17 protein-coding genes, 6 tRNA genes and 1 pseudogene are annotated in these 21,079 nt (G+C 32.0%); 11 read left to right on the top strand and 13 right to left on the bottom strand.

What is annotated here, in order from left to right:
* Window positions 1-78 precede the first annotated feature (78 nt).
* The 3 genes from E7Z81_RS00185 to E7Z81_RS00175 all read right to left on the bottom strand — a co-directional run bounded on the left by E7Z81_RS00185 (window position 79) and on the right by E7Z81_RS00175 (window position 4,182).
* Window positions 79-1,914: a hypothetical protein gene (locus E7Z81_RS00185; protein ID WP_292742696.1), complete on the bottom strand. Its 1,836-nt coding sequence runs from the start codon at window positions 1,912-1,914 to the stop codon at window positions 79-81.
* Between the two features lie 155 nt (window positions 1,915-2,069).
* A complete protein-coding gene (fhcD, locus tag E7Z81_RS00180; protein ID WP_292742694.1) occupies window positions 2,070-2,954 on the bottom strand; it encodes a formylmethanofuran--tetrahydromethanopterin N-formyltransferase in 885 nt (294 codons plus the stop codon).
* A gap of 163 nt (window positions 2,955-3,117) precedes the next feature.
* A complete protein-coding gene (locus tag E7Z81_RS00175; RefSeq protein ID WP_292742692.1) occupies window positions 3,118-4,182 on the bottom strand; it encodes a UPF0104 family protein in 1,065 nt (354 codons plus the stop codon).
* 80 nt (window positions 4,183-4,262) lie between these two features.
* Between E7Z81_RS00175 and E7Z81_RS00170 the strand changes: the two genes are divergently transcribed.
* On the top strand, window positions 4,263-5,696 hold the full coding sequence (locus E7Z81_RS00170; RefSeq protein WP_292742690.1) for a TrkH family potassium uptake protein: 1,434 nt from the start codon (window positions 4,263-4,265) through the stop codon (window positions 5,694-5,696).
* A gap of 54 nt (window positions 5,697-5,750) precedes the next feature.
* Window positions 5,751-6,401 carry a TrkA family potassium uptake protein gene (locus tag E7Z81_RS00165; protein ID WP_292742688.1) on the top strand — a complete coding sequence of 217 codons (651 nt, stop codon included), beginning with the start codon at window positions 5,751-5,753 and terminating at the stop codon, window positions 6,399-6,401.
* Window positions 6,402-6,409: 8 nt separating this feature from the next.
* Here E7Z81_RS00165 and E7Z81_RS00160 read toward each other — a convergent pair whose 3' ends face one another.
* From E7Z81_RS00160 to E7Z81_RS00125, 8 genes are all read right to left on the bottom strand, one after another.
* Window positions 6,410-7,015, bottom strand: a complete 606-nt coding sequence (locus tag E7Z81_RS00160; RefSeq protein WP_292742686.1) for an MBL fold metallo-hydrolase — start codon at window positions 7,013-7,015, stop codon at window positions 6,410-6,412.
* Between the two features lie 59 nt (window positions 7,016-7,074).
* A tRNA-Trp gene (locus E7Z81_RS00155) sits at window positions 7,075-7,222 on the bottom strand.
* A 52-nt stretch (window positions 7,223-7,274) separates the two neighbouring features.
* Window positions 7,275-7,685, bottom strand: coding sequence for a Holliday junction resolvase Hjc (gene hjc / locus E7Z81_RS00150; RefSeq protein ID WP_292742684.1), 411 nt, complete (start codon window positions 7,683-7,685; stop codon window positions 7,275-7,277).
* Window positions 7,686-7,786: 101 nt separating this feature from the next.
* Window positions 7,787-7,859 (bottom strand) — tRNA-His (locus tag E7Z81_RS00145).
* A gap of 34 nt (window positions 7,860-7,893) precedes the next feature.
* Window positions 7,894-7,976 (bottom strand) — tRNA-Leu (locus E7Z81_RS00140).
* Window positions 7,977-8,035: 59 nt separating this feature from the next.
* Window positions 8,036-8,110 (bottom strand) — tRNA-Glu (locus E7Z81_RS00135).
* Window positions 8,111-8,133: 23 nt separating this feature from the next.
* A tRNA-Ile gene (locus tag E7Z81_RS00130) sits at window positions 8,134-8,207 on the bottom strand.
* A 5-nt stretch (window positions 8,208-8,212) separates the two neighbouring features.
* Window positions 8,213-8,285 (bottom strand) — tRNA-Asn (locus tag E7Z81_RS00125).
* Window positions 8,286-8,637: 352 nt separating this feature from the next.
* Between E7Z81_RS00125 and E7Z81_RS00120 the strand changes: the two genes are divergently transcribed.
* The 9 genes and pseudogenes from E7Z81_RS00120 (at window position 8,638) to E7Z81_RS00080 (ending at window position 19,723) form a co-directional block, all read left to right on the top strand.
* A complete protein-coding gene (locus tag E7Z81_RS00120; protein WP_292742677.1) occupies window positions 8,638-10,755 on the top strand; it encodes a hypothetical protein in 2,118 nt (705 codons plus the stop codon).
* Window positions 10,756-10,801: 46 nt separating this feature from the next.
* The gene (locus E7Z81_RS00115) at window positions 10,802-11,782 is read left to right on the top strand and encodes a radical SAM protein (protein ID WP_292742674.1); all 981 of its coding nucleotides are present in this window, start codon (window positions 10,802-10,804) and stop codon (window positions 11,780-11,782) included.
* A 111-nt stretch (window positions 11,783-11,893) separates the two neighbouring features.
* Window positions 11,894-13,246 (top strand): Asp-tRNA(Asn)/Glu-tRNA(Gln) amidotransferase subunit GatB, encoded by a 1,353-nt coding sequence (gatB, locus tag E7Z81_RS00110; protein ID WP_292742672.1) that lies wholly within the window; start codon window positions 11,894-11,896, stop codon window positions 13,244-13,246.
* Between the two features lie 8 nt (window positions 13,247-13,254).
* Window positions 13,255-14,061 carry a CBS domain-containing protein gene (locus tag E7Z81_RS00105; protein WP_292742670.1) on the top strand — a complete coding sequence of 269 codons (807 nt, stop codon included), beginning with the start codon at window positions 13,255-13,257 and terminating at the stop codon, window positions 14,059-14,061.
* 1 nt (window position 14,062) lies between these two features.
* Window positions 14,063-14,353, top strand: coding sequence for a phosphoribosyl-ATP diphosphatase (gene hisE / locus E7Z81_RS00100; protein ID WP_292742667.1), 291 nt, complete (start codon window positions 14,063-14,065; stop codon window positions 14,351-14,353).
* Window positions 14,354-14,371: 18 nt separating this feature from the next.
* Entirely contained in the window at window positions 14,372-15,139 is a 768-nt protein-coding gene (locus E7Z81_RS00095) for an ABC transporter permease (protein WP_292742664.1), read from the top strand.
* A gap of 711 nt (window positions 15,140-15,850) precedes the next feature.
* A pseudogene (locus E7Z81_RS12050) lies at window positions 15,851-16,615 on the top strand (ABC transporter ATP-binding protein); the annotation flags it as partial.
* 8 nt (window positions 16,616-16,623) lie between these two features.
* Window positions 16,624-17,136: a hypothetical protein gene (locus E7Z81_RS00085; protein WP_292742660.1), complete on the top strand. Its 513-nt coding sequence runs from the start codon at window positions 16,624-16,626 to the stop codon at window positions 17,134-17,136.
* Between the two features lie 10 nt (window positions 17,137-17,146).
* Entirely contained in the window at window positions 17,147-19,723 is a 2,577-nt protein-coding gene (locus tag E7Z81_RS00080; protein WP_292742658.1) for a CDP-glycerol glycerophosphotransferase family protein, read from the top strand.
* Here E7Z81_RS00080 and E7Z81_RS00075 read toward each other — a convergent pair.
* Entirely contained in the window at window positions 19,713-20,282 is a 570-nt protein-coding gene (locus tag E7Z81_RS00075; RefSeq protein WP_292742656.1) for a GNAT family N-acetyltransferase, read from the bottom strand. The two genes, E7Z81_RS00080 and E7Z81_RS00075, sit on opposite strands and share 11 nt — an antisense overlap.
* Complete coding sequence (gene larB / locus E7Z81_RS00070; RefSeq protein ID WP_292742654.1) at window positions 20,275-21,036, bottom strand: nickel pincer cofactor biosynthesis protein LarB; 762 nt, start codon at window positions 21,034-21,036, stop codon at window positions 20,275-20,277. Before larB ends, E7Z81_RS00075 begins: the two co-directional genes overlap by 8 nt.
* Window positions 21,037-21,079: the final 43 nt, after the last annotated feature.

The raw sequence follows: 21,079 nt of genomic DNA, 5'->3' as shown, positions 1-21,079 counted from the left end.
TACACTTTGTTATAAATATTATAAAAAATAGCACTATTTGAAATTCGTTGAAAAAAAAATATTAAGTAATGCAGGACATTACTCTTTGATTATAATTTTACTTTTGGCAGAAATCAGATATTTGTTGTTAGCCGGAGAAACTACAACATCATAACTTCCAACCGCCAATTTCTTTGTATCCCATTTAGCTATACCATTTTTATCAGTTTTAAGAGTAATCCATCTGGTTTTATTTACATTGGAAATCTTAATCTTAATTTTGATATTGGAAACAACATTGTTGGTCTTTTTATTTTTTACAGTGACCTTAAAGTATTTGGTTTTATTGAACTGATGGGAAACATTAGGAGCTTTAACTATTGTCGGAGTTTTAATAAGTTTATCTATGTTTCCAAACTTATGGGTTCCTAAAAATTTCATGTTAGGACTGCTAGGAAGACTATACTTGCTTACAAACTTGTTTTTATAATAGATATGGTCTTTTAAACCGGCAGTGGATCTTCCAACAAGTTTACCATTGTCATTTGAAGCATAAGTCTTTAATACAGAAGTGGTCTTATAATTGGAGTTTGTTGTTGCTTTCCAGTGAAATACCGTGATGTCTCTTCTATTAACTCCAAATGAATCGGTAGCACCTACTTTAACAGCCGCTTTAACAGGATCGGAACTGAACTTTGCATAAGTTCCATGACGATAACAGGACATCAGATTGGGAACGCTTATATATTCTCCGGATTTCAGTTTACCTGTCCAAAATCCGTTTAACCAGACTACTGCATATCTGCCATCAGGCGCTTTAATTGAAAAATGACCCAGGCCCAGACGTCTTTCATAGTTTTGAATCTTTTTTAAGGTGGATTTTTTAATTTTATTTTCTTTTACCATGCTGCCTGCAAGTTTTTCTATAGCTCTGTTAATTCCAGGATTATCGATTCCCCCGGTACCTACCATCCATCCATCCGAAGTGGTAATTGAATGGAAGAAATCGGAATAACCCAATTTATACTGTTTTATTGCAGTTCGTCCATGCCATTTAACATGTTTGATATAAATGTTAAGTGCGTTGGTGGCATCCCTTCTAAATCCTGCCACACTTTCAGCTGAACTTACCTGAAGATAAAAGGAGCAACATCCTGTTTCCGCAGTAGGCTTAACTTTCATGGTTACTTTGTTTTTTGAAACTTTATAAGAGATATACTTCTTATTTTTAGAGTCATGAACGTTTGCAGAAATTTTATAGGTGCCTACCCTAAAATTCTTATTTAAAGTGGCAATTCCTTTTTCATTGGTTGTTGCATAATAATAATAGTATTTTTTAGTTTTTGTGGAATAAACTTTAAATTTAATTTTAATTCCGGACACTGTTTTTCCAGTAATTTTATTGTAAACTTTCACTTTAAAAAACAGATCAGAATCAACATAAGTATTGTAATTACTCATTTTGATAGCTAATGGAGTTTTTTTGATTTTAATGGTTGAGCTTGCCTCACTGGCTGTGAAATTTTCATCACCATTGAATTTTACTGATAATTTATATGTATTAGGTTTCAAATTGCAGGATATTGAAATTTTTCCTGAATTATCTGTAGTCTTATTGAACTGTTTTCCATCAAGAAATACGTTTAGCTGTTTATTTTTGATGGGTGTTCCATTTATATCTTTAAGATAACTTATGATGTTATTATTTTCCTTATAATACGAATCAGAACAATTTATTTTCAATTGAGTGACAGCCTGAGTGGAATTTTCAAAATCATCGTCAAAGACAGTTATTTCATCTTCAAATTCAGGAGATGGAATCAATTCATCCTGAATAGTATCTGTTGCATTTTCCTGAGCTGAAACCATATTCAAGCAAACAATGAAAATTAAAGATATTAAAGCAATATTTAAGAATTTCCTAAAATATGACACATAATCACCAATATACTCAATAATTTAAATTATTATACACACTTAATTGTTTGTACAACATCAATTATAAAAATATATTATTAATTAGTGAACATTAGATAAATGAAATTAAAAAAAGTAAAAAAAAAGTAAAAAAAAGAGAATGTGAATTCTCTCTAGAATAATTCTTGTAAGTGGATTTGGTAAGGTCCTAAGCTTCCGCCGTAGTTACCAGCACCGATTTCAAGAACACCAGGTACCTGGCAAGCAGCTTCAATACCTGCTTTCATAGCAGCTTTGACGGATTCTTCATCTACACCGTCAATAACGATTTCCATGTTACCAAATACATTTTCTGGTAATTCAGTGTCAACTTGATCTTTTAAGGTTACACATTCTTTTTCGTTGGTAGATGCGCTCATGAATGAGTATTTGGAACCTGTTTTGGAACCAGAAGCAACCATACCACCAGAGAACGGAGTAATTACACCAGCAACAGCGTGAATAGCATCAACAGCAGCTTCAGCTGCAACAATAGAAGCCATTTGACTGTCAGCCATAATGAAGAAGTTTCCACCAGCTACTCCATCTTTCCATCCCATTTCATCTTCTACTAAAAAGTCACCAGACATGATAGGAATTACGTGCATTTTTTTACCGTTTACTTCTTTTTCAGTTTCGAATCCGTCACCGAAGAATTTGAGTTGTTTTCCAGTTGGGAATGCTTCTTCACTTTCAAGAGCATTGAATGCTGCTGCAGTAGGAGCGGTTAAAACACATTGACCGATTCTGTCCATAATTTGTCCGCCTAAAGCTTTTTTAGACATGTGGCAAATCATGATTGCATAACCTGGTCTTCCATCTGGAGTTTCAGTTGGAGGAACATATTGGTCGATACCTGCTTCTGCAGGACATCCGATAACTGAAGTAGCAAATCCGGTAGCTTCAGTAGCTGCAATTTTAGCTAAATGTTTAGTAGCAGCAGTAATAATTAATCTAGATACTTTAATTCCGAAACCTTCAGCAAAGGTATCTTGTATTTTTACGCCATTAATTTCCATTTTTTCACCATTAAGTTCGTTGAAAATCAGATTAAAATTATAAATTAATCTAATTCTATAACATTTAAAAGTATATCTTATTATTAAAATAAAGTTTTCTATTTACATCGAATATCGTTTTACGAAAAAATTTAAAAAAAAGAAAGTATGAAATAATTGAAGATTACTCTTCAATGTCTTCCGCTATTGATTCTTCAATCTCTTCTGAAGAAGAACCGAATGATACCTTATCCAAAACAGAAGATCCGAAATAAGGTAAAATAACCAAACCGATAATGGTAGGCATCCAATATGAAATCAATCTTTCTATAACTGTAGCCGCAGCACTTACGGAAGCGGATATTCCTGCAGCGGAATAAAATATAATCATTACACTGTCTATTGCACCAATTCCCCCTGGAAGAAGAGGAATCATACCAACTAAACAAGCAAGGATGAATACTTCACCAATTACTATCAAATTAACGTTAGCGCCGAATGCCAAGAAGACCAAATAAACCCTAAGGATTTCAAAAATCCATATAATAAAAGATAATGCGACTGTAACTACCAATCCCTTTTTATTTGAAATCAATATTTTCATAGTCCCCTGGAATCCGAATATGGCATCATGAATTTGAGATTCCAATTTTTCGGAGTTTTTCTTATAGAACCTTCTTACAAGACCTACAATCCATCCTTCAACACGGCCTCCAAAACTAGGATTAATGCACATGTAAATTAAAATCACCAAAACTGCAACAATAGCTATGACTGCAATGACCATTACCACAAGCAACCATAATGGAAAGTTAAAAAACAATGCCATTGAAGCAATTGTGATTGCGGCCAGAACAACAAAAGGAAAAGTATCCAGAGCCCTATCTGCAACAACAGTTGCAAATGTCTCTTCAAAATGATAATCATCATTATCCTTGGACAAAAGGTATGCCCTTACAGGCTCTCCCCCACCACGTCCGGAAGGAGTTATGTTATTTACAGCAAGACCCACCAATACCATAGGCAGTAACTTTTTAACTCCAACGTTCATGCCTGCAAGATTGTTAAGGATTTTCCACCTTAAAGTGTATAACACATAAGTTACCAATTGAGTAACGACCGCTAAAGCAATAATAGTCACATTTGCAACTTTTAAAGCATTAATAACATTGTCTATCCCTACAAACCATAACATTACGGCCAATATAAGCAGACTTATTCCTAATAAAATAATTGTTTTACAATCCATATTATCAACTATTATTTTAAAATATGTAATTTCATAATACTTATAAATTTATATAGATATTTTAATAATATTAGATATGTATGAGGTATATAACTAAAACAGATTTATTGATAGTGGCAAAAAATTCCGGTTATATTATGATTGGAATCGGAATGATGTGTCTGATACCATTAATATTTGATTTAGTTTATTTTGAATTTGATTTGATTAGTTTTGTTATTCCAGGTGCGATTTCAATATTATTGGGTTATGGTCTTGTGAAATATTTGGAAGACAGAGCCAAAAAAACCATACGGCTTAAACATGGGATGATGATTTCATCATTTGCATGGCTGTGGGCAAGTATTATCGGAGGACTTGTTTTTATGCTTGCGACACACATGCCCCCTATCGATGCCATATTTGAAAGTATGTCAGCATTAACCGGGACCGGAATAACAATGTTTGAAGATGTTGAAATTTTACCTCACAGTATACTATTTTTTAGAGCCTTAGAACAATGGATTGGTGGTTTGGGAGTTGTTGTTATGGTAGTTGGTATCTTAACAAAACCCGGGTCAGTATCATCAAAATTATATCACTCCGAAGCAAGAGATGAGAGAATTAAACCAAGTATTAAAACCACACTGGAAAAGACACTGCAAATTTATGCAATATATACTATTGCAGGAATAATCCTATACCTATTGGCCGGAATGCCTGCTTTTGATTCCATCTGTAACACTTTCAGTATCATTTCAACAGGCGGAATGAGCATTAAAAATGCAAATATGGGATACTATAATGACGATTTGATTTATTTCATTTCAATTGTTTTAATGATTCTTGGTGCAACCAGCTTTTTAGTGCACTACAACGTTATTAAAACAAGAGGAAAATCCCTGATTCAAGATTTACAGTTTAAAATTATAATTACAGTTATTGCGACAGTAACATTCATGCTTTATCTATTGTCAAACATTGTTCCAATAGATTTGCTGTTTACCGTTGTTTCAGCCATAACCACCACAGGAGCCAGTGTTGCATCACCGTTGACCATGGCAAGATGGCCGTCATTTGTAATAATATGTATCATGTGCCTTATGATTACAGGAGGTTCAAACGGATCCACAGTAGGTGCTATAAAACTTGTAAGAATGATTACATTTTTTAAAGGAATTTACAGACACATCCGAGAGATATTGTCCCCTGAAGGAAGGGTTGTGCCTGTGAAGTTACATGGACATAAAATTCCTGAAAAGGCAATATCGCAGGCAGGAAACTACATTACACTTTACATGATGTTCATAATGTTTACATGGGCTTTATTCTGTTTATTCGGATATGATCCATTCAGAAGCCTGTTTGCTGCAATGTCACTGCAGGGTAACAATGGTTTGGAACTTGGAGTTATAAACCACACCCTAAATCCTATATTAAAAGTGGTCAGCATGTTTGACATGTGGACCGGAAGGTTGGAAATATATCCTGTATTGATTACTTTAAGAGCAGGATTTGAAATTTTTAAAAGATAAGTTTATATTTAGATAATACTAAATAATGATTATTAATTGTAGCGAGGTGGTTTAATGTATGGAATTATTATGGGAGGAGGTCGTGTAGGACTTGCTCTTGCCAATATTTTAATTGAATCTGGAGCGGATATTACTTTGATTGAAAACGATGAATCATTATGCAATGATGTTGCATCAGAACTTGATGCTCTTGTTATTCATGGAAATGGTACAAATTCAAAGTTGCTTGAAGAAACCAATATTGAAGATGCAGATTATTTCATAGCAACAACTGGAAATGATGAAGCGAACTTGCTTTCATGCATATTAGTCAGAAAATTTGATGTTCCAAACATTATTGCTCGTGTAAGTAACCCTGACCACGAAGAAGCATTTAAAGAAGTCGGAATTGACAAGGTAATAAGTCCAGAGATAAGCGCAGCAAGAGAACTTGCACAATATGTAATGAATCCGAATGTATCCACATTGACTACACTTGGAGAAGGAGATGCTGAAATTAAAGAAATGACAATTACAAATGACAAAGTTGTCGGAAAACGATTTAAAGACATTTCCCCTACTAAAGACTTTATTATAATTGCCACATATCAAAACGGAAAATTTGTAATTCCACAGCCTGATGACGTTATTTCACGTGGCGAAAAAATTTCAGTCGTGGTTAAAAGAGGAACATTCAAAAAGGTTTCCAAAAAATTAGAAAAATAAAAAAGAAATTATAAATAGGAATAAGACAATTTAATATGGTCTTTTCCATTATTTTCTACTATTGGACCATGTCCGGGGTAGATATTTTTAACATCCAATTTTAATAGCTTTTCAACACTATTTTTCATATCAGCATAATCGCCGCCGATATCCATTCTGCCAACTCCGCCGCCTGCAAAGATAGTGTCTCCGCTTATAAGATTTTCACCGTCCCATAAGCAGATTCCTCCACTTGTATGTCCAGGAGTGTGAATTACTTTAAAATCAGCTATTTCATCACCGTCTTCTAGTTCTATATCAACTCTTGAATTGCCTTCATCACCAAAAGCAGACATTGAAGTTCCCAACGTATCCTTATTTTTAATTGAAACTGCATCCAACCTGTGAACTGCAATTTTTGCATTAGGAAATAGATAGTTTCCCCCAATATGGTCAAAATGACAGTGAGTATTTACAACCAGTTCAATGTCTTCAGGTTCAACACCATTTTCACGAAGTTTAGAGAATAAATAATCCTTATTTTGGCCAGCTCCAGTATCTACCAAAATATTTTTATTAATCAAATAGCAATTTGAATCATAATTAAATCCCAATATAAAAACAATATCTGACATGAAAAATAATATAATTAAGAAAGTAATTAAAAGTTTTGAAAAAAAGTTTAATATGAAAATGGGGTCACAGGGATTTGAACCCCGATCCTGGGATTTCTCTTGCCTCAGTACTCCAATTGATCATCACAACGGATACTGTTCAGTTACGCGTATATTTCTTCAAAGACAACTGGAGTCCCAGATGATGCCAGGTTACACCATAACCCCACATATAACATACAATAATAAATATATTTTAATGATATATAAACATTACCATTTATTCAAATTTCATTTGTTTATCGATACCAGCTATTTCATCTATTTCCAAACCTTTTTCCAACGCATAATCCTTTTCAACCTTATAATTACCGTTTCTGGTTCTAGGAGTATTTTCAGGCTCTAAAAATAACCATTTAGTATATTTAAAACGAACACCAATATATGGCTTTGCACCGAAAATTTTTGAAAAGTCACACAATGCTGAAATTTGCGCCTCTTCAATATATACCTTATCTTTGGTAGTTGTCTTTACTTCAATAGCCAGATAAATCTTACCATTTCCCGCAACAACATCAGGCAATGGATTTTTAGTAGCACCGCCAGAAGCAGGAGCCCTCATAGCGGCAAAATTCCTATCCCATAATTTATGAACCAAATCTCTTTCTTCAGCAGATCCTTTTTTAGCCATATTAACACTCAAAATTTCTATATGAAAATATTATTTAAAATAGTATTTAAAAAATATGCGAGAGCATTTGAAAAGTAATATAAAAATAGTTTTATAAATAAGGCCGGAGCCGAGATTCGAACCCGAGTCCCAGGATCCACAGTCCTGGAGGATGACCACCTACCCTACCCCGGCAGATATAAATAATTAATATAAAAAGTTGTTAAAGTGCGGGAGCAGGGATTCGAACCCTGGAAGACCTGTGTCAACAGGTCCTAAGCCTGTCCCCTTTGGCCTCTCGGGCACCCCCGCTTAAATAAAAAACAAAGGATACGTAGAAACCATGAAAAATCTTAACAAATTTTTATAAATGCTCCGGCCGGGATTCGAACCCGAGTCTTCGGCTCGAAAGGCCGAAATGATTGGCCGGACTACACCACCGGAGCAACGAATACAAATAATTTTAACATGGGCCCAATGGGCTTCGAACCCATGACCTTCCGGTTATGAGCCGGACGCTCTACCTGGCTAAGCTATGGGCCCAAAAGCGCCATCGACAGGGCTCGAACCTGTGACCAATCGGTTAACAGCCGAACGCTCTACCTACTGAGCTACGATGGCATGAGACACCCATCTAACTTAACCAAATAAAACCCATGATTAAAAATCAAAAGACTTTAAACAGTAATAATAAGTTTAGTTTTACTTATATATAAAGCTTTTGGTTTTTTGTAATTTTTAAACAAAATTTACAAAATCTATAAATTAATTTATTACAAACTACTATATAAACTTTAAGAAGTTAATCTGAAAATTTGTTAGGAGAAATAAATTTATAATACTACAGACATATTAAATTTATAAAGTTTTTTAGCATGTATAACCAAACATATAAAGAACTAAATAATCCTTTAAACCATAACACACCATTTGCATTCTAAAAAATCTTCAACTAACAAAATGGAGACAAAGAATGAAATTAACCATCAACCTACTTAAAGAAGAGGCAATTAACTTTTGTAAATATGAAAGTACTATTTCTCATGAAGATTTGTTAGGAATTACTGACGGCAAAGCAATTGGAACCTATATAGAACATAAATTTGAAGAATATCTTAAAAACAAATATGAAGTTACAATAGGATCAAGCGCAAAAGGAGTTGATTTACCTGATCCTCATATAAATACTGATATCAAAGTAACTTCTGTCACAAAACCTCAAAATTCATCACCATTTAAAAATATTGAGCAAAAAATTTATGGTTTAGGATATAACTTACTTATTTTTGTTTATAAAAAGATAGATACATCTAATAACTGTTATCTGGGTTTTAAACATTGCATATTTATTGAAGCAGAAAAGAGCGGAGATTATAATCTAACTAAAATATTACGTAAAATGATTGAACTCGGTGCAAAAGAATCAGACATTGTTGAAATTTTAGACGAACAGGAAGGTCTGGGCGATAAAGAAATTTTAATAAAACTAGCAAGAAAAATCTTATCCACACCTCCTAAACAAGGATATCTAACAATTTCTAATGCATTCCAATGGCGAATAAAATATAATCAAATTTTTAAGTTAAAAAATAGCTTTGGAGGAATTTATACTAATGAAAAATACAATGAAAAAGAATTATCTGAGTATCAAACACCATTATTTTTTACTGATACTGTGTGTGATTATTTAAAAAAATTGGAAATAAACCCCACTATAATTATTGACCCAACTTGTGGAATTGGAAATTTTTTAAAAAGTGCGGCACGTGTTTTTCATTATAAACAAATATATGGAATTGAAATTGATAAAGAAAAATTAAATTTAGTTGATAATTCTATTAAAAATATTAATTTGATTAATGAAGATATTTTTAAATTTAATTTCAACATGATAAATAAAAATGATTCCTATCTAATCCTTGGGAATCTTCCATGGTCAGCAAATGTAAAAATTTCAGAATTAAACTCAAAAAACATCAAAACAGATACTCCATACATTAATATTCCTAAAACAAACAATTTTGATATTTCAAAGGAGATAATCCTAAAAATAATTGATGAATTTAAAAACACGAAAACAACTATTGCATTCATATGTAAAAGAAAAGTGAGTAAAAAAGTTTTTAAAGAAGTAATAAAAAATAATATCTCTTATAATTTTGTTAAACAAATAAATTTCAGTTATTCGAAATATTTTAAACTTGAAGACGAAGCTTGTTTATTTATACTGCAATTTGGAAAAAAACGATTAAAAGATAACATATGTGAAGTTTCAGACTTTTCAGACCCTGAAAAAATATTATATAAATTAAGTTTTGAATCAAGGAATTCTTCTTCAAATATTCAAGATATCATTGATATTGATGGACCATGTGAAATGATATGGCAAGAAGGAATTAAACATGACTGCGCTAAAATTATAGAATTAACTAATGAAAATAACCAATTTAAAAATAACCTTGATGAAACTGTTTTAATTGAGGATAATCTTTTATACCCCTTGTTTAAGAGCAGAAATCTTAAAAAACCAATCGTTAATAAAACTTCAATGTATATAATAATTACTCAACAAAAACTAAAGCAAGACACTAGTTACATTAAAACAAAATTGCCTAAAACCTGGGACTACTTAAATAAAAATAAAGATTTTTTTAACAAACGAAAAAGTAAAATGTACAAAAATACTCCTAATTTCAGCATTTTTGGTATTGGAGATTACTCATTTAAAAAATATAAAGTAGCAATTTCAAATTTTAAAAAAGATCCAAAATTTTCATTAATTTATAGTGAAAAACCAGCAATGTTAGATAATACTTGTTATTATCTATCTTTTGATGATTTTGATGAAGCATACATCTCAATGTTGATTTTAAATAGTCAATTAGTAAAAAACTTCCTTAAAAATATTGCTTTTCTTGATTCTAAACGACCATTCACAAAAAAAATATTAAAACGAATAAATATTAAGAAATGCTTGAAAATTTTATCACTTGAGGATTTGAAGAAGATAGAAAAAGAACTAAACATTGATGAAATAATCACCCCTGAAAAATTCCTGAAATATAAAAATAAGTATTGTAAACCATTATAAATTTTCTATTCAAATTATATAAACTTTAAGAAACTTATATACAAATATGGATTCTAACATATTTGACTTGATAAAAAATGCTAATGACGTTACTTTAAAAAAGCATGGAAATCTAATAACTCTTGAAAGGGCGGTGTTCTTATCCTGGTGGTGTGACAAGGGAGATTGTGCTTTTTGCTACATGTCCACACAAAAAAATAAAATAAAAGATCCGACAAAAGCCAGAAGAAATATCAACAACATTCTTGCAGAAGCTGAAATGTGCAGACGATTAGATTGGAACATTGAATTTTTATCTGGAGGATACAAGTCATTCACCACACAAGAAATTAAACAAATTGCCACAGACATAAAAGACATTACAGGAGATGGCGTTTGGCTAAATACAGGAATTACAGATGAATTAAATGAATATGGTTCAGAAATAAAAGGAATCACAGGCGCAATAGAAGTAGCAAATCCTGAAATTCACGAAAAAGTATGTCCTTCAAAAAAATTAGATGACATAAGCAATATGTTAGATGTCGCAGGAGATTTAGGCTTTAAAAAAGCAATAACAATTATTTTAGGATTAGGAGAAACCTTAGATGATGTTGACTACCTTATAGATTACATCAAAGACCATAATATAGATAGGGTAATATTTTATTCATTGAATCCTCACAAAGAAACCGTTTATGCAAATTCTTCACAGCCTGCATCCCTTTATTATGCGCAGGTTGTTGCCCAAGTAAGATTGGCATTTCCGGACATTGAGATAATCTGCGGAACTTGGATAGACAATCTTGCAAATATAGGAATACTAATTTTAAGCGGTGCAAATGGAATAACCAAATTCCCACTGTTCAAGATGTTTGCAACAAAATATGGTAAAAGAGTTGAAGAAGAAGTTAAATGGGCGGGAAGAGACTTGAAGGGAACATTTACCGATAAAAATATGTTAGGTCCTCAAAAAAGTGAAGTCAATCCCGAACTTGACAAATTCATAAAAAGATATGTTAAAGAATCTTTGAAAAACAAATACTAATTTTTATTATACTCCATATTTTCAAAAATCTTTATAAGTTGCATATTACAAATATTAATATAATATAAAAAATATGCATATGGAGGAATTATTATTAGTGATGATGTCGATATGATGTGTGGACTTGAAATCCACGTACAACTAGAAACCGAATCAAAATTATTCTGTGACTGTCCAACAAATTATCAGGAAGCGCCTATAAACTCAAATATTTGTCCAGTTTGTTTAAACCAACCTGGAGCAAAACCACACCCTACAAATGAAAAAGCATTGGAAAATGCTTTAATGATAGCTTTAATGTTAAACTGTGAAATTGATCAAGGTGTTACCTACTTCATGAGAAAACATTACGATTATCCTGATTTACCATCCGGTTATCAGAGAACTTCAGTTCCTATTGGAATCAACGGTGAATTGAATGGAATTAGAATTAGGGAAATTCACGTTGAAGAAGACCCTGGCCAATTTAAACCTGACAGAGGTACTGTCAACTTCAACCGTTCAGGAATTCCATTGGTTGAAATTGTTACCGAACCGGATATAAAATCCCCAGAAGAAGCAAGAAACTTCTTAAATGAATTAATTCGTGTTTTACAATACAGTGGCGGAGCTCGTGGTGAAGGTACCATGAGAGCTGACGTAAACATTTCCATTAATGGAGGAAACAGAGTAGAAATGAAAAACGTTAACTCCATTAAAGGTGCTTACAGAGCTTTAATCTTTGAACGTAACAGACAAAAAAGAAACTTGGAAAGAGGAGTTGAAACCAAACAGGAAACTCGTGCATATGTCGAAAGTCAAATGATTACAACTGCAATGAGATTAAAAGAAGATGCAGATGATTATAGATTCATTACTGATCCAGATTTACCTCCAATGCAAATTTCTGATGAAACTATACAAAAAGTTTTAGACAGCATGCCTGAAGCTCCTCACAATAAAGTAAAAAGATTTGTTAAAGATTATAACATTGATGAAGAAAGTGCAAAAGTTTTAACTTCCGAATTGGATTTAGCTATTGCATATGAAGAAGTTGTTAAAGAGATTGACCCAATATTCGCAGCTAAATGGATGAGAGATGAACTCAAAAGGGTTTTAACTTATAACAAATTGGATTTCGCAAGCAGTGAAATTAGTGTTGAAAACATTGTTGAATTATTAAGCATGATTCAATCAAAAGAAATAACCGTTAAAGCAGGTCAAAGAATCATCGAACAAATGCCAAACAATGATAAATCACCTAAAGCAATTGCAGAAGAATTAGGATTGCTTGGTGTTGTTAAAGATGATGAAATCCTAGCAGCAGTAAAACAGGCTATTGATGAAAATCCAAAAGCTGTAAACGATTACTTATCAGGTCAAACAGCTTCAATAAACTTCTTAGTAGGACAAGTAATGAGATTAACTCGTGGAAAAGCTGATCCTGGTGAAACTGTAAAACTTTTAAAAGAAAACATCGAATAGGTGATAAAATGGCTGGAAAAAAATCTTTTGTAAAAGATTATATGACTAAAAATGTTATTAGTGTTTCTCCAGACACACCTACAGACCACATTATTGATTTAATGAAAGAAAGTCACCACAACAGTTATCCAGTAGTCAAAAACGGTAAACTTGTGGGAATGGTAACAGCATTCGATATTGTTGCTAAAAAATGGCATGACACAGTGTCCGGAATAATGACCACTAAATTAGTTGTGGCAAATCAGAATTTATCAATTAATGATGCGTCAAGAGTCATGTTCAGAAGAGGAATCTCAAGAATGCCTGTAGTTGACGAAGAAGGAAAACTTGTTGGAATTATTACCAATACTGATATGGTAAGATCCCATATTGAAAGGTCAACTCCAAATAAAGTGGAATACTTCAAAAAGACATTGGAACAGTTATACGGCATCCACACTACCCTGAAACATATGCCTGTTGAAACCAATAAATTAAGACCAACACAGGACAGAGTTTATGCTGATGAACTTGAAGGAAGAGCATATGAATTAGAAAAAGGATTGGCTGAACCTGCAATCGTTGTTAAAACCGGAAACAGATGGATTCTTGTAGACGGACATCACAGGGCAGTGGCATCTGCACAAAGAGGATATGAAACTGTAGACTCTTATGTTATTGATTTAGGACAGGATATCAGATTAGGAATGGAAAAAACAGCTGATAAAGCTGGAATTAAAACATTCGATGATATCGAAATTATTGATGATGACAAACATCCATTAATCGCACTTACAGAAAGCATGCAAGATCAAGAAGGTAAAGATGGTGACTGATATGGCAAGTGAAAAAGTTATAAGAGAAGTTTATGAAGTCTTAGAATCCAGAAGGGACAATCCAATCGATTCATACACTTCCAAAATCATGCAGGACAGCGATAAAAAAGCTGAAGATAAAATTCTTGAAAAAATCGCTGAAGAAGCAGGAGAAGTATTGCTTGCAGCTAAAAATGATGAAAATCTTGTACACGAATCTGTAGATTTAATTTTCCATACTTTACTCATTTTAGTTTACAAAGGAATAGAACTGGACGAAGTCTTTGAAGAATTTGAAAAACGTAGAAAATAGATAATTCAAGGGTTTAAAATGTTTGATACATTCGCTGAGAGAAAATTTTTATTAAAACAGTTAGTTAAAAGGGATTTAACTTCAAAATATAAAGATTCAGTATTGGGAATAGTTTGGAGTTTTCTTAATCCTCTATTGATTATGATTGTATTTACTGCAATTTTCTCCATGCTTTTTGGTCGTCAAATTGAAAACTATCCGGTTTATTATTTGTCAGGTAGGCTTATTTATGATTTTTATAAATCTGCAACAACAGGTGCAATGAAATCCATTAAAGGAAATGCATCCATTCTTAAAAAGATTTACGTTCCAAAATACATGTTTACAGTAAGTAAAGTATGTTACGAATTTATCAATTTTTTAATATCATTTGTAATTTTATTCGGAGTAATGTTTGTTACAGGAGCACAATTCCATATAACTATCTTATTTGCTGTTGTGCCATTAGCTTTACTTGTAATTTTAATATTTGGAATAGGATTAATTTTAGCAGTCTGTAACACTTATTTCACTGATGTCGGGCATTTATATAATGTATTTTCATTGATTTTAATGTACGCATCTGCATTGTTCTATCCAATGGAAATCGTTCCTGTTACAGTCCAGAAAATATTTACATTGAATCCAATATATTCAGCAGTAGTTTCATTCAGAGAATGTGTCGTCTATGGAACCATTCCGAATATGTATACTTTAGCCTATTTAGGCGTCTTTGGAGTAGTGACATTGGCTATTGGAATAATATTATTTAGCATGTACAATAAAAAATTAGCTTTAGAACTATAGGGCGGGTTTATTATGAGCATTTTGTCAAAAATTAAAAATATTTTCAAAAAAGATGAAAATAAAAAGATAGGATCAGAAAAGAAGATTCTTCCACCCGTTGAATGGAAATATGATGATATGATTCTATTTGCACCGTCCAAAACATTAATTTATGGAGAAAAAACAGCTTTTTATATAGATGCAGTAGATAAAGACAGCAACCCTATCATAAACGAAACAATTTCTGTCAATATTGACGATGAAACCAGAAAATACACTACTAGTGAAAAAGGAATCATAAAAATCCCTAACGATTTGGAACCTGGAATCCATGATGTGGAGATTACCTATCCTAATGGAGATTATTCCCAAATCATTTATAGAACTTTGAAAGTTCTAAGAAACCATCCAACACGTAAGGCCAAACAAAAAACTGACAGATTCACCACCATGGAACTTCCAAACATGAGCATGTATGTGAATAATGAAGGTTCATTTTATGCCAGATTACGCGGAAAAGATTTTGTCCCACTAGAAAATGAAAAAATAAAGTTCACCATTGATGATAATGTATATACTGCTACTACAGATCATAAAGGTTATGCAAGAATAAAAATTAAAGGTTTAAAAAAAGGAATATATGATGTTTTAGCAGAGTATGAAGGCAGTTCACAATATGATGAAGTATCCAGAACAAGTGAACTACAGATGTTTGACAGAGAAATTGACCTGGAACTTGTTATTGATGTAGAACACCTCAGCATGGAATTTAAAGTTACTAAAGATAAAATCGATACTTTAAAAGAATTTATTATAAGAACAATTAAACGAAATAAGGAAGAACAGAAAAAGATTAAAGTTCTTGACGACATATCATTTAAAGTTTATAAAGGAGACAAACTTGGAATTTTAGGATTTAACGGTGCTGGAAAAAGTACATTGTTAAAAATAATGTCCGGAATTTATGAGCCTACCTCCGGTTCAATAAAAACTTATGGAAAAATTGCACCATTACTTGAATTAGGTGCCGGTTTCGATAAAAATTATACTGGTAAAAACAACATTTATTTGAATGGAGCTATGTTAAGCCTTGATGAGAATTTCCTTAAGGAAAAATATGATGAAATCGTTGAATTTTCAGAACTTGGAGAATTCATTAATTACCCGATTAAAAATTATTCTTCAGGTATGAGATCCAAATTAGGTTTTTCAATAGCTACACTCATCAATCCAGATATTCTAATCATTGACGAAATATTATCTGTCGGAGACATTAAGTTCAAGAAAAAAAGTGCGGATAAAATTAATTCAATGATGGAAGAAGGAGTAACAGTATTATTAGTTTCACACTCAATTAATCAAATCAGAAAAATATGCGACAAATGTATTTGGCTTGAAAATGGTAAAATCAAAATGGAAGGAGATGCTGAAGAAGTCTGCGATGCATATTTAAAGGGTGCTAAACGAGATATAAAAAAAGCTAAAAAGAAAAAATAGGTTTTAAAATGGATAAACGATGGATATATATCTTAATAATAGCAATCATTGGTTTTGCATGTTTATTTTACATTGTTGATAGTTCAACAACATTGGGAAGTGCTAATGTTCATGTAAACAAGTTTATAGTTACATTGCCTCCCGATTACAATGTGGCTGGCGACGGGAACACTTATATGGATGCAATAAACAAACAGACCAATGAGCATATAGTCATTAAGGATGTGGGTAAAGGAAATTTAATCAGTTCTGAAATTGTTAAAAGAACAGATAATTTTAAAAACAATGAAAACATCACTTCAACCGAATACTCTTCGATTGAAATCAACTGTGAAAATATGACAACTCTCGAATACAAAACAATCAATAATGACAATATTAACAAAATTATTTTCATGACTAAAGATGAACATACTTTTTCATTCGAATGTAAAAATTTCCATGATGAAACTAAGCTGAAAAACGATGTAAGCTTTTTAATGGATACTTTAATGCGTGATATCAAACAAAAACAGGATTAATGATGAAAATATGTCTGAGTTTAAATTTACCATTGTTATTTTAGCTTATAATGTAGAAAAAACTCTTGAGGAATGTATCAAATCCGTTTTAAATCAAACATTTAAACTTAGGAACGCCACTGAAATAATACTGGTTAACGATGGAAGTACTGATAGAACACATGAAATCTGTGAAGACTTTGCATTGAAATATCCTAACATAAGATACATTTCTAAGAATCATGAAGGGAAAGGAACAAGTAAAAATTTAGGAATAATGTATGCTAAAGGTGAGTATATACATTTCCTAGACGGGGAGGACTATCTTTCAAGAAATGCATTATCTGAAGTTTTAGACATGTTTAAAAAATATGACAATATTGATGTGGTAACCATACCCATGAAATATTTAAATAAGGATTTTGAAAACCCCTTTTTTGATGAGAAATACAAGTCAACAAGAGTTATTAATTTATTTGAAACCCCTGAATTAATCCAGATGCGAAGTAATCCCTGTTTTATAAAACGATCATCACTTGAACACGTGAGATTTTCAAAACACATCACCCTTCCTGAAGATTTAACATTCATCAATAAAATACTGCTCAATAATCCTAATTTAGGAATATGCAGTGAAGCCATTTACTTTAATCGAAATTCTAAAGGACATAACGAACTTTTAAATTATATTCCCCATCTAAAAAACTCTAAAAACAGAAAAGTTAATTTTTACTTAGATGAATTAATTGAGGAAAGTAAAAGAAGATTCGGTAAAATTCCACTTTTTATCCAAAAAGTTTTCCTGGAGTACTTCAATGTAGTAATTGCTAATGAAACCATTGATGAAAAATTAACAAAAAATGAAATCAGAATATTAAATGGCAAATTCAAAGAGGATTTGCAGTATATTGATGACGAAAGTATTTTTAGCCAGGGAGTAATGGATGATAAAATTAAGACATTCCTGTTTTACTTGAAGAACAATTATTCCTATCCCGAAGAAGACCAAATTACATTAACAAAACGTTTAAAATTAGACACATTATACGTCGACATATATGAAATTATCAATGATGAATTGCACATCCTTGCTAACATAAATTCAATTTCAAAAGATGAAAAGATTGATGTATATATTAACAATGAAAAGATAGAAGTAAAAACAATAAATTTCCCACAGAGGGAAAGATATTATCTAAACGAAAAATATCTAAACAACCACACAATTGAATTTTACTACAAATTAGACAATGCAAAAAAATATACTCTAAAATTCAAGTCAAACATCAATGATAATTTAAATATTGACTTTTCAAGACCATGTAACTTTTCAAAAGCCGTAGGTTATGCAAAAACAAAAAGATACCTGAGCTATCTGATAGGCAATGAAATTAAAATAGAAAAGAAAACAACAACCAAATGGATTAAAAAAGAAATAAAAACACTTTTTGGCATGTTAAAAAATAGAGTTCCAGGTTTTGAAACCGCAATCCCACTAAGAATAATATATATGATACTCTACCCATTCTTAAGAAACAAACACATTTGGTTTTATATGGATTTTCCGACAATAGCTGACGACAACGGAATGCACCTATTCAAATATTCCATCAAACAGGATGATAAGAACATTAAAAAGTATTTCATCATCGATAAAAATACACCTTACTACAGAAAACTGAAAAAAATCGGCCCTACAATTGCATACCACTCAATGAAACATAGGATACTGGGATTATATGCAGAAAAGATTATTACATCACATCCCGACAATAATTATATCTATGCATTCTGGGGACATTATCCTAACTTCACAGGCATTCTGAAATCAAGCACAATATTTTTACAGCACGGAATAACCCTTAATAACATTTCCAATTGGCTGAACAAATATGATAAAAACCTTGATTTCCTACTTACAGCATCTAAAAAAGAATATGATTCTTTATTTAAATACTATTACAATTATGACGAAGACATTATTCATCTGCTGGGATTTCCAAGGTTTGATAATTTGAAAGATGAAAAGACAAAAACAATCCTGCTGATGCCGTCCTGGAGAAGGTACCTCACAAATGAAAATAAATATACCATCAGTAATTCAAGCTACTTTAAAACCTACAATTCACTAATCAACAACGAAAAATTAATTCAAAAGGCAGAAGAATACGGCTATGAAATAATATTCAGACCTCATCCCCACGTATATCAATTTATAGAACTTTTCGATGAAAATGATTATATTAAAATTGACCTTGAACGTGGAAGTTATCAGGACCTGTTTAAAAAAGGTGCTTTGATGGTTACTGATTACTCCTCCGTAGCTTTTGATTTCGCATATCTTAAAAAACCAGTACTTTATTATCAATATGGTGAAGATTATCATTTCAATTTAGAAGAAAGCTATTTTGACTATGAAACCATGGGTTTCGGTGAAGTATGTGAAACTGAAGATGAGCTAGTGGATTTAATTGTGGATTATATGGAAAATGATTGTGAAATGAAAGAGAAGCATGTGCAAAATGTTGAAGAATACTTCACATTTACCGACAAAAACAATTGCATGAGAGTCCACGATGCAATTAAAAAAGTTCGAGTTAGAGATTGAACTCCATATTGTACATTCCCCTTTCAAAACTGGCTATTTTAACTCTTTTTTTATTAAATACCTTAAAACCTAATGATTCATAAAGTTTCTTTGCACCTTTATTTCTAAAATCAGCATCAAGAATTACCCGTTTGAAATTTTTTGAGCGAGCATACTCAATTACATCCTGAATGACCTTTTTTCCAAGCCCTTTTCCCCTTTGAGATTCGTCAATAGCTATTTCTGCAAGATATAAATCCCTCTTTTCAATATCGCACAAAACAAAATGATCCAACAAGTCCACAAGGTACAATTTCAGAGATTTTAAATGAAATTCATGCTTATCATCATAAAGATAAATGCTCACATAACCAATCAGGTTTCCTTCATCATCCAGAATAACTTTAAAATAATCATTCAAATTCTTTTTAGCTAAATAATTAGAAATAGCTCCGACTGCTTTTTGCGGAGACTTGAAAAACATGTCAAATGTTCTAAAATCAACATCATAAACTAATTTGGCCACATGATTTACATCATGAACCTCAGGATTGAAAGTTTCATAAATCAAATTAATCACTGTTTACAATAGTTAATGCAAAAACGCCCGCACCGAAACCATTATCAATATTCACAACTGCAATTCCAGGAGCACAAGACTGAAGCATGGCATCAAGTGCCACACGCCCTCCTTCGCCAACACCATAACCAACAGAAGTTGGAACAGCAATTACAGGAACATCAACTAGGCCTGCAACAACTGAAGGAAGCGCACCTTCCATTCCTGCACATACAATAAATGCGCGAACACCTTCCTTTATCATGTGTGCTATCTGAGGAAATAGTCTGTGAATTCCCGCAACGCCTATATCATAGGAGGTTATTGCTTCACATCCACCTTCTTCAATTATCACTCTTGCTTCCTCAGCAATATTGATATCTGAAGTGCCTGCGGTAATGATTCCTATTTTTGCAATTTTTTCTTTGACTTTAACCTCTTTTCTTATGACCAATATCTGAGCTCGTTTATTATAATCAAAAATAAATGAATCTTTTCCCAAATCCTCCAAAATTTTTTCATATCTTTCATTTGACAATTTGGTTATGATTAAATCGTCATCATTGTTTTCAAGGAATTTTTTTATTATTAATATAAGGTCATCATAATCCTTACTGGGTGAAAATACTGCCTCCGGAAAACCTGTACGCTCGTTTCTTTTAACGTCAAATTTGGCAATCTCGTCAAATTCCAGAATATTTTCCGCTTTCAAAAGAGTTTGCGCTTCATCAATATTGATTTTTCCTTCGACTAATTTCTCAAGAATTTCTTTCATATATTAATATAGGACAAAATTTTATATAAAATTTAACTTAAAT

Origin of the sequence: Methanobrevibacter sp. (genome assembly GCF_015062935.1) — an archaeon.
Lineage (GTDB): Archaea > Methanobacteriota > Methanobacteria > Methanobacteriales > Methanobacteriaceae > Methanocatella.
This window is presented reverse-complemented; position numbering and strand designations above follow the sequence as displayed.

Bases quoted from the DNA above. Each gene is read 5' to 3' on its own strand.
- E7Z81_RS00085 (WP_292742660.1), top strand. From the start codon at position 16,624: ATGGATAAACGATGGATATATATCTTAATAATAGCAATCATTGGTTTT.
- larB (WP_292742654.1), bottom strand. From the start codon at position 21,036: ATGAAAGAAATTCTTGAGAAATTAGTCGAAGGAAAAATCAATATTGAT.
- E7Z81_RS00160 (WP_292742686.1), bottom strand. From the start codon at position 7,015: ATGTCAGATATTGTTTTTATATTGGGATTTAATTATGATTCAAATTGC.
- gatB (WP_292742672.1), top strand. From the start codon at position 11,894: ATGATGTGTGGACTTGAAATCCACGTACAACTAGAAACCGAATCAAAA.
- E7Z81_RS00170 (WP_292742690.1), top strand. From the start codon at position 4,263: ATGAGGTATATAACTAAAACAGATTTATTGATAGTGGCAAAAAATTCC.
- fhcD (WP_292742694.1), bottom strand. From the start codon at position 2,954: ATGGAAATTAATGGCGTAAAAATACAAGATACCTTTGCTGAAGGTTTC.
- hjc (WP_292742684.1), bottom strand. From the start codon at position 7,685: ATGGCTAAAAAAGGATCTGCTGAAGAAAGAGATTTGGTTCATAAATTA.
- E7Z81_RS00175 (WP_292742692.1), bottom strand. From the start codon at position 4,182: ATGGATTGTAAAACAATTATTTTATTAGGAATAAGTCTGCTTATATTG.
- E7Z81_RS00120 (WP_292742677.1), top strand. From the start codon at position 8,638: ATGAAATTAACCATCAACCTACTTAAAGAAGAGGCAATTAACTTTTGT.
- E7Z81_RS00115 (WP_292742674.1), top strand. From the start codon at position 10,802: ATGGATTCTAACATATTTGACTTGATAAAAAATGCTAATGACGTTACT.
- E7Z81_RS00105 (WP_292742670.1), top strand. From the start codon at position 13,255: ATGGCTGGAAAAAAATCTTTTGTAAAAGATTATATGACTAAAAATGTT.
- E7Z81_RS00095 (WP_292742664.1), top strand. From the start codon at position 14,372: ATGTTTGATACATTCGCTGAGAGAAAATTTTTATTAAAACAGTTAGTT.
- E7Z81_RS00080 (WP_292742658.1), top strand. From the start codon at position 17,147: ATGTCTGAGTTTAAATTTACCATTGTTATTTTAGCTTATAATGTAGAA.
- E7Z81_RS00165 (WP_292742688.1), top strand. From the start codon at position 5,751: ATGTATGGAATTATTATGGGAGGAGGTCGTGTAGGACTTGCTCTTGCC.
- hisE (WP_292742667.1), top strand. From the start codon at position 14,063: ATGGCAAGTGAAAAAGTTATAAGAGAAGTTTATGAAGTCTTAGAATCC.